Genomic DNA, 14,971 nt, shown 5'->3' on the forward strand with positions numbered 1-14,971 from the left:
ATATTATATGATCTATATGGTATAGAATAAATCCAATGGCAATGCCATCGGCTTCCAAACTGGAGCCACTGGCTACCATCAGGCTGTAAACCAGGAAAACACTACTGAATTAATTCTTTCTTTTGTCCGTCCATTGGTTTACACTTTTTATTGTCAACCATTTTCAGGACAAGACAGAATGTGCAAAGGTGACAAATTACGACAAATAGCGACAAATGACGTCACACAGGAAAAACTTACCATTTAGTAGTATATATTGCGATTGTAAACGAATTTTATTAATTAAAAACGAATTTATATGGAAGTAATAAACATTGAAGCCGGAGCTTTTGAAGCGATGATGAACCGTTTTGAAGCCTTTATCGGGAAAGTGGAAAACCTGTGTGGCGATCATCAGGACAAAGGTCTTCACCGCTGGCTGGATAATCAGGATGTATGCCGGATACTTAACATCTCGAAACGTACCCTGCAAACCTACAGGGATAATGGTACACTGGCTTATACCCAGATTAACCATAAAATATTCTACAAACCTGAAGATGTAGAAGCAGTTATTAACAAATTAAAATCAAAGTAGTATGAGCAATGAAATTATTACAAGAGAAAACGATCGTATAAAAAGATTTTTTAGTTCATTGGACAGGATGCTGGACAAGATCGAAGCCGCGCTGACAGGATGCAAGCCGACACTAAACGGGGAACGTTTTCTGAGCGATCCTGAAGTATCGGACAGGCTAAAGGTCAGTCGAAGAACCTTGCAGGATTACCGCACAACTGGGAAAATACCTTATATCCAATTAGGAGGTAAGGTACTTTATCGGGAAAGCGATATACAGAAGCTATTGGAGGAAAACTACCGTAAAGGATGGCAGTGAACTTCAGATGTGGACTAAGCTAGCCCAAACCCAACTATTTTTTTCTTTTTTATCCGGTAACTTTTACCACACAGCAAGCAATGGTAAATAAGACAAAGCTTTTTCTATTCAGGAAAACCCGTCAGGGCTCCGGCTTTGGTGTTTTACCGGCTTGCTGTTCATTCGTGGACGGATAAATAAGAGGATCATTATTTAATCAATTTTGTTTAATCATGGATAGAAGCAGCATGACAATAGTAATTAACTCTTTATAATAGATTCCATTCGGATAGAAATACTTATTTTTGTTCTAACAAATAAAAAAATGCAGTATGTGGTCTGACTGGAAAGAACAAATCAAACACCAGCCAAAGGTAAGGCACAGTTTATTGTGGGAATATGACCTTTGCAGTTTTGACTGGCAGTATATGCGGGCCCTGGTAGTAGAGCGTGTCATAGAAAGAGGCTGGGATGAGGATTATTATGCCCTATTCGCTCTTTACGGGGGAATGGATGGTGTCAGACGAATCATACGGGATGAAGTATTGATCCTTTCCGATAAAGATATTGCTTTTGTTTGTACTGCTTTTAACTTAAAGAAGGAGGATCTCAAATGTTACATACGCAAACAGTCGAGACAGGCACTTATGAACTCTTAAAATCTATTATGAGTGATACCGTATTCGATCAATTCTCATTGGCCGGAGGTACTGCTTTGTCATTGCTTATCGGACATAGGAAAAGTATTGATCTGGATTTATTTACTGTAGAAGAATTCAACCCTTCATGGCTTGAAAAATACTTGCAGGATAAATATGCTTTCAGAGGCGATTTCAGGGAAGGTTTCAGCCTGAAAGGTGAAGTGAACGGTGTGAAACTGGATTTTATCCGTCACGATTATCCGGATGTAGAAGCTCGAATACAGGATGATGGTATACGTTTATACAGTCTGAAGGATATTGCAGCGATGAAACTATCGGCTATTGCCGACAATGGTACCCGGTTGAAAGACTTTATCGATGTGGCTTATTTATCGGGATATTTATCCCTGAAAGAAATGCTGACGGCATTCGGAACAAAATATCCGCAGACAAACCCCTATCGTGCAGCCAAAGGGCTTAGTTATTATGATGACATCCGTTTTACGGAAAAGATAGACCTTTTGGGTAAAGACTTTAAATGGGAGGATATTACAGCCCGTTTGTCAGCTATGACCCAGGAAGAAAACAAATGTTTTGGTCTGTTGGATAAGGCTGATAAAAAAGAACGGGTTCAAATTCCAAGAAGGAAAAGTCGGGGGATAAGGTGAGTTGTTCGTTTAAATAACATAGGCTGTATCCGGCAATAACGGAAAACTATTAAAAATAAGTGGATATTTTTGTAATATTACAAAACTTAAAAAAATCGGACTTAAAGGGAATAAAAAACTGTAGAATACTTAATTGGCAAGGCTGTTTTAACCTAAAACACAGATAGACAGTAAGGTTCTGCATTGGGTATTATTGGATGAGAACTACCGCAACGCCTTTCGGCTATAAGTCGAAAAAAGGAATACTATAACAATCCGGTCTTATGCAGAGGAAGAGGAGAGCAGCTTTTGTTCCCCTCTTTTTTGTTTGCTGTTGACCTTGGGCAGGCTCTTATATCCTATGCGTCGGATGTCGGCTTCGCATGCTATGTCCCTTTGGCCTTGCAGATGAAGAAAGCCAAGCGTCAAATTTTTAGGAGGGAATACTTTCCCGAAGAGATAACGCAGGGGAAGTATTTTCACCTAAACTCGCAGAGCCTGAATTTGACCGCGTGGCTTATCCATGTATTTTTGCCAAAGGGATATAGTGCGAAGTGAGATACTCTGGATGAAGAGGGTGCAAAATGGGAAACCGGAATTATTGTTTTCTTTTCGGTATGGCAAGTCATAGACGATATTCTGGTAATTACTTTTTCATCTACTCTCATACGGATCAGTTTACATGTATAAATTAAAGAATCTTATCAATTAACTATTTTTTTATCCAGCAACTTCCACTATATGGCAGTAGAGGTAAATAAAACAAAACTTTTCCTGCTAAGGAAAACATGCTCAGGCTTTGGATCGGTCATTTTATTGGATTACAGTTCATTCGTGGAGAGATAAATATGAAAATCAGGACTTAACATTATCAAATGTTACATTATTTTGTTTAATTTTGAATTATTAAGATTTATCTTAATAATTCAAAACATATTATGAAAAATACATTGAAAAGTTGAGTAAAAATAAAAGAATTGTATTTACTTGAAGTTGGAATAGATTATGCTTTTGTTGTTAAAGTCGAAAGTTAAGAGAGTTAATTTCCAATATCATTTAGAAATATTATCTAGATTTTTTAAGTATTTCAATTAATGAATTGCAGAACTGTAGTTTTGGGGAAAATGTTTAAAACCAATAATAAAATGAGAATATGAAGCTTATTTTACTCAATAATAATAGCAAGGTAGCATATGATGATAGTGATCCTAATAATGTGAAGGTATATATTGATGGAAAACTTCACGATTTTAAGGAAAGTTCTGATAACAGAATAGACTATGCTATTGCAACAAAGAGAAATAAATATTCTCAAATATTGAATAATCAATTCGAAAATCTGTTATTACTTACAGGTGCTGGTTCTTCTATTGGTTGGGGGAAAAATGGCAAGCTAGGTAAATCGATGGTTAATTTATGGGACGATGCCGAGGCTCTCTTGTCCACGGAAATTTTCACTAAGCTATTACAAACAATTGGTTACGAAGAGAAGAATGAAGATGGTTCTATAGTTAAGAATTTAGAAAAGGTATTGTCTATGTCAACACCTGCGATCCCTTATGTCTCTAAAACTGATATTGATATTGAAGATTGTGTAAATAAGATTAAAGTTTTTATAAAGGAAGCCTGCCAATTGGATTTGCCTGATAATTCACCTCATATGCTTCTTTTGAACAAGATAACAAAACGCAAAGTTACTTTACCCAGATTTAAGTTATTTACATTGAATTATGACTTGATGTTTGAACAAGCAGCTTGTGAAAGCAATTTTGTAATTATTGATGGTTTTTCATTTTCCCAACCAAGAACTTTCAGTGGACGAAATTATGATTACGATATTGTTTCCAGAAACCAAAGTCGAGTAAAAGAAGAAGATAATTTTATTCAGAAAGTTTTCCATTTATATAAATTACATGGTTCTGTTAACTGGGAAAAACAAGATCATAGAATTGTACAAAAAGAAAATCCAGCCAATCCATTGATGATATACCCACATCAATCGAAGTATGAAAGTTCTTATGAACAACCCTATTTCGAGATGATGTCAAGATTTCAGGCAAATTTAAGAGAGGAAAATGTTTTTCTTATTACAATAGGATTTAGTTTCGGAGATAAGCATATTGTAACAGCTATCATTGAAGCCTTAGAACAAAATCCAAGTTTTCAATTGATGATTATTAATAGAAATATTGATGAAACCAATCAGAATCTAAAACCTTTTATTGAAGCTGCAAGCAAATACTCTAACATATCTATTGTGTCAGAAACATTTGAGGATTTTGCTAAATATTATCCTGATCTGAAATCATATAATCCGGAAGATACGCGACAAATAGTAATTAACATTCCAAAAAGTTAAATATGAGCAATAGTCCATTCAATCATAGTCATTTTCTTGGGTATGTAAATTTTGTATCTCCTGCATTTGTGAAAGTCCATTTCCCATCATCTGTACTGATGAAAACATTTGTACATCATGCGGAGGTCCTACGAGGAGGACTTGTCGGAAATTACATTCTTATTGAAGGTGAAGAAAAGGGATTTCTGGGTAAAATTTTAGAAATATCGTTGCCTGAAAAAGAACGATTAGAATTAAGTGAAAGGACTTTTTCTACAAAGGCTTTTCATCCGGTAGGAAGAATTGAAATTCTTTTATCTTTTGATTTGTTTGACCCGAGTAAAATAGAAAAAGGAATAAACAGTTTGCCGCTTATAGGTTCCAAAGTATTTATTTGTTCTGCCGAATTTCTTGCTACTCATTTTAAGACCTTTGGGATAAAACCTGAGAACATAGAACATTCACCTACATTTAGAATGGGTAATTTAATATATGACAAAAATGTTCCGGTAGACATTTCATTGCAGGCAATTTTTAGCCGTCATTGTGCAGTTGTAGGTACAACAGGGGGTGGTAAAAGTTATACCATAAGTAAATTTATCGAAGGAGTTATAGAAACTGGAGCAAAAGCAATCATATTGGATCCAACAGGAGAATATTCAACATTTGATACTCATTTAAATGTTGACCATTCAGTCTTGATCTCCGAGAGTTATTTTCCATACCAAAATTTGACTATAAATGATTTGTTTGTCCTATTTAGGCCGTCTGGCCAGGTACAACAACCAGTTTTACTAGAGGCGATTAAATCATTAAAAGTAGCACATTGTTTGATGAATAATATTCCTAATAATGGACATAACAATGATGGAACTAATGATACTTTTACATTTAGAGGTCAGCAAGTAATAATAAATAATGGATTAGTTGTAAAACAAAATAATTTTACTGCGCCATATAATAATGCGTACTTCACATATAAGGCTATAATTGAAGATTTCACAATAAATAATTTCAGAATAAATCTACTTCATAGACAAATTGGGAATGAATGTTATCAAATATTTAACGATCGTTGGTCAAACAGTAGAGATGACAGAAATTATGGAAATGCGACAAGCCTAATAATGCGTGTTAATAATGTGATTTCAGACAATGATTACGCAGGAATGTTTGGATTTAATGCACCTACGACAAGTAATCTAATAACTAAGATAAACGATTTTTTAGCAAGTACTGATAAGAATATCTTAAGGATTGGTTTTGAAAATGTACCTTATAATTTTCAGGCAAGGGAAATTTTAGCCAATTCACTGGGGCGGTATCTGTTAAATAAAGCTCGAACAAACGCTTTTAGAGAAAATCCTCTAATTCTTTTTGTAGATGAAGCACATCAGTTTTTAAATAAGAAAGTTAAGGATGAATATTTTGAAAGTACAGAATTAAACGCTTTTGATAACATTGCAAAGGAGAGTCGGAAATATGGTTTGTTTCTATGTTTATCTACGCAGATGCCAAGAGATATACCAGTTGGGACGCTGAGTCAAATGGGAACATTTATTACACATAGGCTGATAAATTATCAAGACAAAGAGGCAATAGGTAGTGCTTGCTCAACGGCGAATAAAGAAACCCTATCCTTCTTACCGTCTCTAGGTTCAGGCGAAGCTATCATTATGGGAGTTGATTTTCCTATGCCTATCTCGGTTAAAGTCGATTTACCTGCAATAACTCCTAAATTTGATACACCTAAATTTAAGAAGTTGATAAATGAATGAGTAAATAAATTATTATGAAAAAATAGTTGGATTCACAATATTACGGTTATCGGTAACATTGTGAACCATCAATGATATTTTTTTTGATAATATGTACAGCATAAATAATTTTTTGTATAGTAACTACTTATAATTACTAGTTTATGTGGGCTGATAACGAAACTTCAGAAGACCTATTAGGCTTCAACGTACATGCTGATTTATTAATAAATATCATTTATGATGAATCTGTTTTGCCGATTACGATAGGGGTTTTTGGTGATTGGGGTAGTGGTAAATCCAGTGTCTTACAAATTGTAAAAGAAGCGTTTGATAAGGATGCTGATAAGGATTCGCTCTGTATATACTTTAATGGTTGGACTTTTGAGGGATATGATGATGCTAAGGCTGCATTACTCAATTCTATTCTTAAGGAATTGGAAGACAACAAAAAAATTCCTGATGCAATAAAGGATACAATAAAAGAAAAAGCAAAGAAACTTTGGAAGTCTATTGACTGGATGCGTGGAGCAGGCATGGTTATGAAAAATGTAGCTTTACCTGCCGTTACTGCATATTTTACGGGAGGGCTTAGTTTAGTTCCCTTTGCCATCCAGAAGTTAGCAGAATGGGGCAATAACCCAGAAATAATAATTAAAAAACTTCAATCGGATGAAGGAAAGGAAATATTTAAATCTTTTATAAAAGAAGGGAAAGAGAATGATAAAAACATTACAAATGCAGTCGCTGAATTTAGAAAAGATTTTTCAGAACTCTTAGATGCGACAAATTTCAAACGGTTAGTTGTAATTATTGATGATTTAGATAGATGTAGTCCTGAAAGAATTATTGAAAATCTTGAAGCAATTAAACTTTTCCTGAATGTCCCCAAAACTGCATTTGTCATCGGAGCAGATCCTCGAATAGTTAAATATGCTATTGAATATAAGTATAAAAACAATAAAGAAATAGAGGACGATAATAACAGGATTATTATTGATTATTTAGAGAAATTAATTCAGCTTCCTTATTCTTTACCAAGACTTTCAGAATCAGAAGTTGAAACTTATATATCAATGCTTATCTGTAAAAAAGAAATTGGTGATGATAAATTCAAAAAAGTACTGGACGAATTTAAGAAATATAGATCAACAAATAAATATTCTGCATTTGGATTGTCGAATTTTGAGAAAATATTAGAAGACAATGATTTCAGAAAGGTAAAAGATAATGTAATAACAATACCTTCTCTAGTACCCTTAATTACAAATAGCTTGTATGGAAATCCCCGGCAGATTAAACGGTTTCTAAACACCTATACTATTAGGAAAAGGCTCGCAGAAGTGGCAACCTTACAGAATTTTGATGATGCTGTTCTAGCAAAACTGATGATACTTGAATATTCTGAACCTAAGTTATTTAAAAAATTATTTGAATGGCAGATTATTCAAGATGGAATACCTAAAGAAATTATAGAAATAGAAACTCTATGCAAAGAGAAAGGAATTGAAGATATTATTTCTGAAATGAAAGAATCATATTTTAAAGAATGGAATAAGCCCAAAATAATAAAGTGGTTTCAAATTGAGCCTTTATTATCAGGAGTTGATCTACGAGATTACTATTGGATTGCTCGGGATAAATTAGAAAACTCTATCACTGCAACGAGTATGATTCCACCTATAATAAGAGCGTTTTTCAATGAATTATTACCAGATAATATGACATCAACGGTTACAAGATCTTTAATTTCTGAAAAATTCCAGACATTTAATGATGTTGAAAAAGAAGCATTTTTCAATCTTTTATCCTCTAATTTAAAGAGGAATCCTCAGCAAAAACGATTATATGATATTTTCAATGTAATGACAGAAGCTAAAATTGACAATACAGTTTATCATTATATAGAAGCCCTTAAAATAATCAGTGTATCGGATATTGAGCCTGCGGTTGCTATAAGATTAGCAGATTTTAAATCAGAACCGATAATAGGTGAATTTTTAAATGATTATTTCAAGGATGGAAAATCCAAAGCAAGCAAAGCATTTAATCTAAAAAAATAGACATGGGAACATCTAAATCATTTTCTGATGTAAAACACACAATGATCCCGAATTGGGGTGTACTTAGTTCCTCGCTAACTTCAAATTGTGATTCTTCAGTTCTTTCAACTCAGAAGCTACAGAATATAATGGGACATTTTGTTTCAGCATTGAGTGGAGCCTCAACTGGTGGACGTGGTGGTTCAAAAGCTGGTGGAAGAAGTAGTATCAGAACAGCAAAGAAAATAGGAGGAGTCTTTTCTAAATTTATCAGCTCTGGTAATAATATTAGGCAGACTCTCGAATTTACAGGGTTAACTGATATTGAGAACAAAACAGTTGAAGATATTATTAATCATTTAATTGAGTACTGTTCGGGCAGTGCGACATCAATTGATGATAATGCAGCAAAAGAGGCTACAAGATTATTATTCGAAGAATTAATGGGGCAGGCAGAATCTATTGATGAAGTACAAGCCTTATTACAAGAGACTTTTACAACGAATACCTTGGAAGATGTTATAATAAAGTATTTCGGGTATTATATTAATGAGCTTTTATCAAAATGGTTTTATGAAAATTTGATAAAGAACAAGAGTGAGAATGATTGTAATAATCTTTTCGGACAAATAAAAAATTTCATAGTGGAAAGAGTTGAGGATATTCATAAAAAAAATCCTCTTCAAAATGTAGATTGGAGTTCTGATGAAGCCGATAGGCTAATAAAAAATATTCAACAAGATGTTCTAACCGTATTTGAATAGTTATGAGAGTAAGCGTAGTTATAGATAATGCAGATTATGGCAAATTTGCAGATTTGCAGCTTTGTTACACAGACAATGATGTGGAAAGAAAGGTTCCTCTATCTTTTTTAGGCTATGAAAGAGTATTTGATTTTACGACTGATTTCACATCTGTAAAATTTGATTTCTTTCTTATATCGGCAATAGTTTACGGAGTTGATAATTTATTGAGTCGAGCTATTTATTCGAATGATGGTTGGACGAGAGATATTGAAGTCGAATTTCCAGTCAATAATATAGATATTTGGACTGGTAAAGAATATAAACTAAAACGAATATTAGATTTTTTGACAGGAGATAACTGGCTTGTTCGTTTTAGACAAAATATACAAGATACACTTTATTATCCACGTCCTTTGTCTAGAAGAAGGAAAAATCCACCGGCCTATGTAATAGATTCAATTAAATCAGTAAGTCTTTTTTCTGGAGGATTAGATTCTTTAATAGGTGTTATTGATGAATTAGAAAAGCTAGAAGATAGTGAAAGAATACTTTTGCTCTCTCATTTTGATTCAAAATCTCCGGGACCAAATGGAGACCAGAATAAGTTGTTCAGACATTTAATAACTAAATATCCGAATAAAATATATTGGATACAATCAAAATTGGCACTGTCTAGAAAAGATATAGAAGGAAACAAAATAGTAATAGAAAACAACTACCGTAGTCGTTCCCTGTTTTTCATTGGTTTAGGTTGTTATTTGTCTCCAATTGATGAGTTGATAATCCCTGAAAATGGAACGATTTCAATTAACTATCCCCTTACTCCATCAAGAGTGAGTTCTTTGAGTACAAGAACAACTCATCCCTATGTTTTAAAGAATACTCAAGAACTACTTACTGAATTAGGCTTATTCACTAGAATACATAATCCATATACATTTAAGACCAAAGGAGAAATGTTTCTTGAATGTTCAAATCTCAAATTTCTAAAAATTATTTTTCAAGATTCGGTTTCTTGTGGAAAAAGAGGAAGACGGCAATACCATTTTGATAATCCTAGCGAGATGCACAATTGTGGACGATGTATGCCTTGTATATATAGACGAGCTGCATTGAATAAGGCTGGCTTAGACAATGAAAACCACTATGGGAATTTTATTACTAAAGTTATAACTATGGGGAATAATGATTTACCTGCCCTATTCAGCTATTTAAAGAAAAACATTTCATTAGAAAAAATGAAAAGAGATTTATTAGTTAATGGTAATATAGATCTTAGTGACCTTACTGAATATGCAGAAATGGTATTAAGATCAAAACAAGAAGTCCTACAACTATTTAGAGATAAGGGAAATGAATTTGTGAAAATAGAGTTGAATTTGAGATGATTATTGACACACACTGCCATATAGATTTATATCCCAACCCGAGAAAAGTTTTACAAGATTCTGTCATAGCTAATATTACGGTATTAGCTATGACTAATCTTCCAAGCCATTTTGAAATGGGATATCCATATTTTCAGTCATTAAAAAAAATCCGATTAGCATTAGGTATGCACCCCTTAATGGCAGATTTACACGCAAAGGAATTTGATTTATTTCTGAAAAATATTAGTAGAACATCATATATCGGAGAAATTGGTTTGGATTTTTCTAAAGAAGGTATATCTACCAAAGATATTCAAATAGAAACTTTTTCTAAAATACTACAGATTGTTTCAGAACAAAAAAAAATTTTAAGTATTCATTCCAGAAAGGCTGAAAAAGAAGTTTTAGATCTTTTGATAAAAAATAATATACAATCTGCAATTTTCCATTGGTATTCTGGAGGATTGAATCTTATAGATTCGATTGTAGAGGCTGGTTATTTCTTCTCAATCAATCCTGCAATGGTAAAATCTATGTCAGGCAGAAAGATAATATCTAAAATACCAAAACATTATATATTGACAGAAACGGATGGACCATTTGTGGAAGTGAGAAATCTACCTTTAAAACCAGGTGAAATATCTTCAGTAATTAATTATTTAGTTCAAGAATGGAATATTACCAATTGCGATGTTGAAAATATTATCTCATCTAACTTCTCACGATTAATGAGTTATTTGAAATAATAATGAACTTCTTAGATAACAAATAGGTAATATAGATTTATTAAAAAGAGAGTTAGCTAATAATGAAGAGACAATTCTTAATTATATAATCAGAATAAGACTCCAATAAGATATTGTAAAGCTAGTTTCTTGAGAGAATAAAACCTTATATAGATTCCTATATTGACTTGATTAGGAGTGTATAGTGTATTTACATCTTGGGTAATTGCTACAACCCTTAAATTGCCCAAACTTTCCATTACGCAGAAGACAGTGTCCAAGATATTGTGTAAATGAAAACTACAGGTTGGAAAACTTGTAGTTTTTTCATTTATGTATAATTTTATCAAAAGAGTTTATTATGGATATCCCAAAAGATTTTTTAAGTAAGGAGTTCCTGAGTCAATTTAAGACACAAGATGATGTAGAAGCTTTCATGAGTGACCTCCATGTGAAAGTTTATGAGCAGATGCTTCAATCAGAGATGGATTCTCATTTAGGTTATGAGAAAGGCTCAAAAGAAGGTATTAATACGGGTAATTCTCGTAATGGCAGTTATGCGAAGAAGATTCAGGGCAAACATGGAGAAGCTGTAATAGAAGTACCTCGTGATCGTGAAGGGGAGTTTGAACCAGTTGTTGTTCCGAAACATCAAAGTAGAGGCTTATCTATAGAGCGTTTGGTTATCTCATTATATGCCAAGGGTATGAGCGTATCAGATATTGAAAGTGAAATGCATGAGATTTATGGAGTTAACCTATCCACATCAGCAATCTCGCATATTACCAATAAAGTAACAGGGCAGGCCATTGAGTGGCAGAACCGTCCCTTGGATAATCTGTATCTGATCGTTTGGATGGATGGTATTGTCTTCAAAGTCAGAGACAATGGCAAGGTTATCAATAAGACTGTTTATCTTTGCGTAGGACTCAACAAAAACGGTTTTAAGGAGGTCTTGGGTATGTGGGTTGGCAAGACAGAATCGTCTTCTTTTTGGATGGGCGTATTAACTGATTTAAAAGCTCGTGGAGTAGAAGATATACTTGTGACAGTGACCGATAATCTGAATGGATTTACAGATACCATCAAGGCTGTTTTCCCTGAGTCAACCACTCAGATATGCGTCGTACATCAGATCCGCAACTCCTGTCGTTATGTGGTATGGAAAGAGAAGAAAGAGTTTACTTCCGATTTGAAGCTCATTTACAACGCTCCAACAAAAGAATCCGCCAGTCGGGAACTTGGTGTATTTGAACAAAAATGGGGTTCTAAATATCCCTATGCCATCCGCTCATGGAGAAACAATTGGGACGAATTGACTTCCTTCTTTGATTTTCCACTTGAAATCAGGAAGATAATCTATACCACGAACCTAATTGAAAACCTGAATGGTAAAATAAGAAAATACACTAAAAACAAACTTTCATTCCCAACGGATGATGCCTTGAAAAAGTCGGTATATCTGTCTATTGCTGAGATTGAGAAAAAGTGGACAATGCCAATCCATAATTGGGGGCTGATACTCAATCAATTTTTGGTTATCTTTGGAGAAAGAGTGAACCTGTAAAAAGAGAAATTCTTTCAAACTCCCCCGTCTTTTTAGGGGGGAGAATTTGAAAGAATTTATATGATAAATCTTCAACCTTGTAGTTGACGCTTACACAAAGCTATGGACAGTCCCACGCAGAACTAAGATTTTTCCACAACGAGGACATCTATTTTGCTCAACAGCTTTTTCTCTTTCTTTAATTCTCTTTTTTATCGATCTAATATGTTGACTATTATCATATATTTCTTTTGTATTGGCGGAATATATAATATTCGTAATCTCATCTTTTTCTCTTTCGGTAAGTATTACCTCTCTGTGTTTTCTAATTTCTTTCAAAAGGTTTGTTGAATATATTACGCAAGAGTCTGTTTGAGTTTTAATAGTTGCTTTGGTCGAAAAAACCACAATTGGAATAAATTTGACATTTGAATATTCTCTAAGAGTATGCTTTAGGGACTGTATGTGACTGTAATTCTGGAGGATCGGGTTATAAAACTTATTTTTATATTTATATATGACTTGAGTCCAATAATCAGAATTCTCACCTCCAAGAATCCACCCTTTATAATTCTTTGTTTCTATAATAAATATTCCAAAATCAGAGATGACAAGATGATCTATTTGAGAAGTTCTCCCATTGATATTTAATACAACATTATTGATTACCTTATATTGAGATTTTTCTAGTTTTGTTAATATTATAGCTGTAATTTTCTCTCCAATATATCCTCTAATTTTATGATGTAAAAGCTTATTCGCTAACCAATAAATAGAAATAAAAGTTAACAATATCCACAAATATCCAGATTCAGTTAGGTGATTCAACATAATTATCTATACGATGCTATTTATTGTAAACAGGAAGTACTAGCAAATGTATAAAATTATTCAGAAATCCAACTAATGTATAAAGAATCTCCAATATAAGTATAAGCTCAAACTTAATATTTTTTCTTTTTGTAACTGGTAAACATCTCTTTAACAGAAGGCTAATGAATAACCCAAGTCTATTTTGATAAATACTCTTTTGCATTTTGAAAAGGAAGATTTGTCAAAATACGTTGTTTAGTTTTGGTGTTTTATAACCTTCTCTATTTTTGTATTCAGATGAAAAATGAAATCGTTAAAATCTAAAACAACCCTGGAGTATATTCTTTTATATATTTGGGATTTCTATCCAATACGTATGATAGACTCTAAGAAAAGGGCGGAAAGCTTTCTCCAATTTCGTTATTTAAGCTAAAAAAGACCAATACCTAATTTTTAGTATATCGGTCTTTTCATTTCTTGGGATAGCCTTAATACATTGTTCATGTATTGTTCTGATTATCTCCTGAAAAAAATTATAAATTGGCTAATTCCGCTCCGGCTTTGAATTTAGCTGATTTCTTGGCCGGAATATTTATTATAGCCTTTGTCTGGGGATTAATACCTTTTCTTGCAGCTCTCTCAGATACAGAAAATGTACCGAAGCCGACAAGGGCTACTTTCTCTCCTTTTTTTACTTCTTGCGTGATAGATTCAATAACGGCTTCTAGCGCTTTTTTTGCATCTGCCTTGTTCAATCCAGATTTTGCTGCAACAGCATCAACTAATTCCGATTTATTCATAATTAAAGATTTAAATAAATATTATATTTGGTTTGTATAAGAATTTAATAAAGATAAATCATTTTGATCTGTTAGATGACTCTTTCCTGCTATATTTTCTTATTATTAAAAAAAAGAAGCCATGCCTAATTTATTATACGATATAGTTGGTGCTTATTTCAATTGAGCGAAAAGTTCTTATATAAACAGGAAATTGCGGGAATCAATTCCCTACTTGGCGAGGTCTTTGCTCTTTGTGTCATACTCTTCCGAAACATCTCAGCATTTTTTGATTGAACCCTGAAAGCAAGAGCGATAATCATTTCTAAACCATAGTATTCGGGATAGATTTTTTGACCATCAGCGATACAACTCATTGTATAATCCCCTTCGGCAATACCCGCTTTTTCAATAGCTCGGATATGCCGTTTTGCCGTCCGGTAGTAAATGCCAAACAAATCTGCAATTTCAGAAACACTCATTCTCACATGACCTGAAACAATAACTATTCCATTATCTGTCATTGTAATTATTTCTCTTCTTTCTCTCTTCATGGCTGGCCTATATTATTATTGCGGTTTGAACTGCTGTATTTTGCATTGTTTTTCTTCGTTTGATTAGCTTATCCATATCTTGCGATATTTTCTGCTCTGTAATCTGTGCATATACCTGAGTCGTATTGATGTTTGCATGTCCCATCATTTTAGCTACGC

Annotated in this window: 15 protein-coding genes and 1 pseudogene; 11 read left to right on the top strand and 5 right to left on the bottom strand. The window is 33.4% G+C overall.

Features of this window, described 5'->3' with window-relative positions:
- Nucleotides 1-298: 298 nt before the first annotated feature.
- The 10 genes from BGO84_RS18150 to qatD all read left to right on the top strand — a co-directional run bounded on the left by BGO84_RS18150 (nt 299) and on the right by qatD (nt 11,141).
- Nucleotides 299-577 carry a helix-turn-helix domain-containing protein gene (locus BGO84_RS18150; protein ID WP_291031293.1) on the top strand — a complete coding sequence of 93 codons (279 nt, stop codon included), beginning with the start codon at nt 299-301 and terminating at the stop codon, nt 575-577.
- 1 nt (nt 578) lies between these two features.
- Complete coding sequence (locus BGO84_RS18155; protein ID WP_006799145.1) at nt 579-875, top strand: helix-turn-helix domain-containing protein; 297 nt, start codon at nt 579-581, stop codon at nt 873-875.
- Between the two features lie 311 nt (nt 876-1,186).
- Complete coding sequence (locus tag BGO84_RS18160) at nt 1,187-1,513, top strand: hypothetical protein (RefSeq protein ID WP_006799146.1); 327 nt, start codon at nt 1,187-1,189, stop codon at nt 1,511-1,513.
- Between the two features lie 8 nt (nt 1,514-1,521).
- A complete protein-coding gene (locus BGO84_RS18165; protein ID WP_291031294.1) occupies nt 1,522-2,163 on the top strand; it encodes a nucleotidyl transferase AbiEii/AbiGii toxin family protein in 642 nt (213 codons plus the stop codon).
- Between the two features lie 1,132 nt (nt 2,164-3,295).
- A complete protein-coding gene (locus tag BGO84_RS18170) occupies nt 3,296-4,501 on the top strand; it encodes an SIR2 family protein (protein WP_291031297.1) in 1,206 nt (401 codons plus the stop codon).
- 2 nt (nt 4,502-4,503) lie between these two features.
- The gene (locus tag BGO84_RS18175; RefSeq protein WP_291031299.1) at nt 4,504-6,258 is read left to right on the top strand and encodes an ATP-binding protein; all 1,755 of its coding nucleotides are present in this window, start codon (nt 4,504-4,506) and stop codon (nt 6,256-6,258) included.
- 143 nt (nt 6,259-6,401) lie between these two features.
- Nucleotides 6,402-8,300 (top strand): P-loop NTPase fold protein, encoded by a 1,899-nt coding sequence (locus tag BGO84_RS18180; RefSeq protein ID WP_291031301.1) that lies wholly within the window; start codon nt 6,402-6,404, stop codon nt 8,298-8,300.
- A gap of 2 nt (nt 8,301-8,302) precedes the next feature.
- Nucleotides 8,303-9,043, top strand: coding sequence for a hypothetical protein (locus BGO84_RS18185; protein ID WP_291031303.1), 741 nt, complete (start codon nt 8,303-8,305; stop codon nt 9,041-9,043).
- A 2-nt stretch (nt 9,044-9,045) separates the two neighbouring features.
- Nucleotides 9,046-10,413, top strand: a complete 1,368-nt coding sequence (qatC, locus tag BGO84_RS18190; RefSeq protein WP_291031305.1) for a Qat anti-phage system QueC-like protein QatC — start codon at nt 9,046-9,048, stop codon at nt 10,411-10,413.
- Complete coding sequence (qatD, locus tag BGO84_RS18195; RefSeq protein WP_291031307.1) at nt 10,410-11,141, top strand: Qat anti-phage system TatD family nuclease QatD; 732 nt, start codon at nt 10,410-10,412, stop codon at nt 11,139-11,141. The genes qatC and qatD overlap by 4 nt, the downstream gene beginning before the upstream one ends.
- Before the next feature lie 171 nt (nt 11,142-11,312).
- On the opposite strand, the gene BGO84_RS18750 is transcribed toward qatD, so the two are convergent.
- Nucleotides 11,313-11,387: a topoisomerase DNA-binding C4 zinc finger domain-containing protein gene (locus BGO84_RS18750; RefSeq protein WP_366246709.1), complete on the bottom strand. Its 75-nt coding sequence runs from the start codon at nt 11,385-11,387 to the stop codon at nt 11,313-11,315.
- 94 nt (nt 11,388-11,481) lie between these two features.
- Here BGO84_RS18750 and BGO84_RS18200 point away from each other — a divergent pair, with 94 nt between their 5' ends.
- Nucleotides 11,482-12,687 (top strand): IS256 family transposase, encoded by a 1,206-nt coding sequence (locus tag BGO84_RS18200; protein WP_252639290.1) that lies wholly within the window; start codon nt 11,482-11,484, stop codon nt 12,685-12,687.
- A gap of 90 nt (nt 12,688-12,777) precedes the next feature.
- Here BGO84_RS18200 and BGO84_RS18205 read toward each other — a convergent pair whose 3' ends face one another.
- The 4 genes and pseudogenes from BGO84_RS18205 to BGO84_RS18220 form a co-directional block, all read right to left on the bottom strand.
- Nucleotides 12,778-13,497 (bottom strand): nuclease-related domain-containing protein, encoded by a 720-nt coding sequence (locus tag BGO84_RS18205; protein WP_291031309.1) that lies wholly within the window; start codon nt 13,495-13,497, stop codon nt 12,778-12,780.
- Nucleotides 13,498-14,012: 515 nt separating this feature from the next.
- The gene (locus BGO84_RS18210) at nt 14,013-14,279 is read right to left on the bottom strand and encodes an HU family DNA-binding protein (RefSeq protein WP_291031311.1); all 267 of its coding nucleotides are present in this window, start codon (nt 14,277-14,279) and stop codon (nt 14,013-14,015) included.
- Nucleotides 14,280-14,437: 158 nt separating this feature from the next.
- Complete coding sequence (locus BGO84_RS18215; protein ID WP_291031312.1) at nt 14,438-14,812, bottom strand: hypothetical protein; 375 nt, start codon at nt 14,810-14,812, stop codon at nt 14,438-14,440.
- A 7-nt stretch (nt 14,813-14,819) separates the two neighbouring features.
- A pseudogene (locus BGO84_RS18220) lies at nt 14,820-14,971 on the bottom strand (site-specific integrase); the annotation flags it as partial.

The sequence above is a fragment of the Dysgonomonas sp. 37-18 genome (assembly GCF_001899125.1).
Classification (GTDB): Bacteria; Bacteroidota; Bacteroidia; order Bacteroidales; family Dysgonomonadaceae; genus Dysgonomonas.

Bases quoted from the DNA above. Each gene is read 5' to 3' on its own strand.
- BGO84_RS18150 (WP_291031293.1), top strand. From the start codon at position 299: ATGGAAGTAATAAACATTGAAGCCGGAGCTTTTGAAGCGATGATGAAC.
- BGO84_RS18155 (WP_006799145.1), top strand. From the start codon at position 579: ATGAGCAATGAAATTATTACAAGAGAAAACGATCGTATAAAAAGATTT.
- BGO84_RS18160 (WP_006799146.1), top strand. From the start codon at position 1,187: ATGTGGTCTGACTGGAAAGAACAAATCAAACACCAGCCAAAGGTAAGG.
- BGO84_RS18165 (WP_291031294.1), top strand. From the start codon at position 1,522: ATGAGTGATACCGTATTCGATCAATTCTCATTGGCCGGAGGTACTGCT.
- BGO84_RS18170 (WP_291031297.1), top strand. From the start codon at position 3,296: ATGAAGCTTATTTTACTCAATAATAATAGCAAGGTAGCATATGATGAT.
- BGO84_RS18175 (WP_291031299.1), top strand. From the start codon at position 4,504: ATGAGCAATAGTCCATTCAATCATAGTCATTTTCTTGGGTATGTAAAT.
- BGO84_RS18180 (WP_291031301.1), top strand. From the start codon at position 6,402: ATGTGGGCTGATAACGAAACTTCAGAAGACCTATTAGGCTTCAACGTA.
- BGO84_RS18185 (WP_291031303.1), top strand. From the start codon at position 8,303: ATGGGAACATCTAAATCATTTTCTGATGTAAAACACACAATGATCCCG.
- qatC (WP_291031305.1), top strand. From the start codon at position 9,046: ATGAGAGTAAGCGTAGTTATAGATAATGCAGATTATGGCAAATTTGCA.
- qatD (WP_291031307.1), top strand. From the start codon at position 10,410: ATGATTATTGACACACACTGCCATATAGATTTATATCCCAACCCGAGA.
- BGO84_RS18200 (WP_252639290.1), top strand. From the start codon at position 11,482: ATGGATATCCCAAAAGATTTTTTAAGTAAGGAGTTCCTGAGTCAATTT.
- BGO84_RS18205 (WP_291031309.1), bottom strand. From the start codon at position 13,497: ATGTTGAATCACCTAACTGAATCTGGATATTTGTGGATATTGTTAACT.
- BGO84_RS18210 (WP_291031311.1), bottom strand. From the start codon at position 14,279: ATGAATAAATCGGAATTAGTTGATGCTGTTGCAGCAAAATCTGGATTG.
- BGO84_RS18215 (WP_291031312.1), bottom strand. From the start codon at position 14,812: ATGAAGAGAGAAAGAAGAGAAATAATTACAATGACAGATAATGGAATA.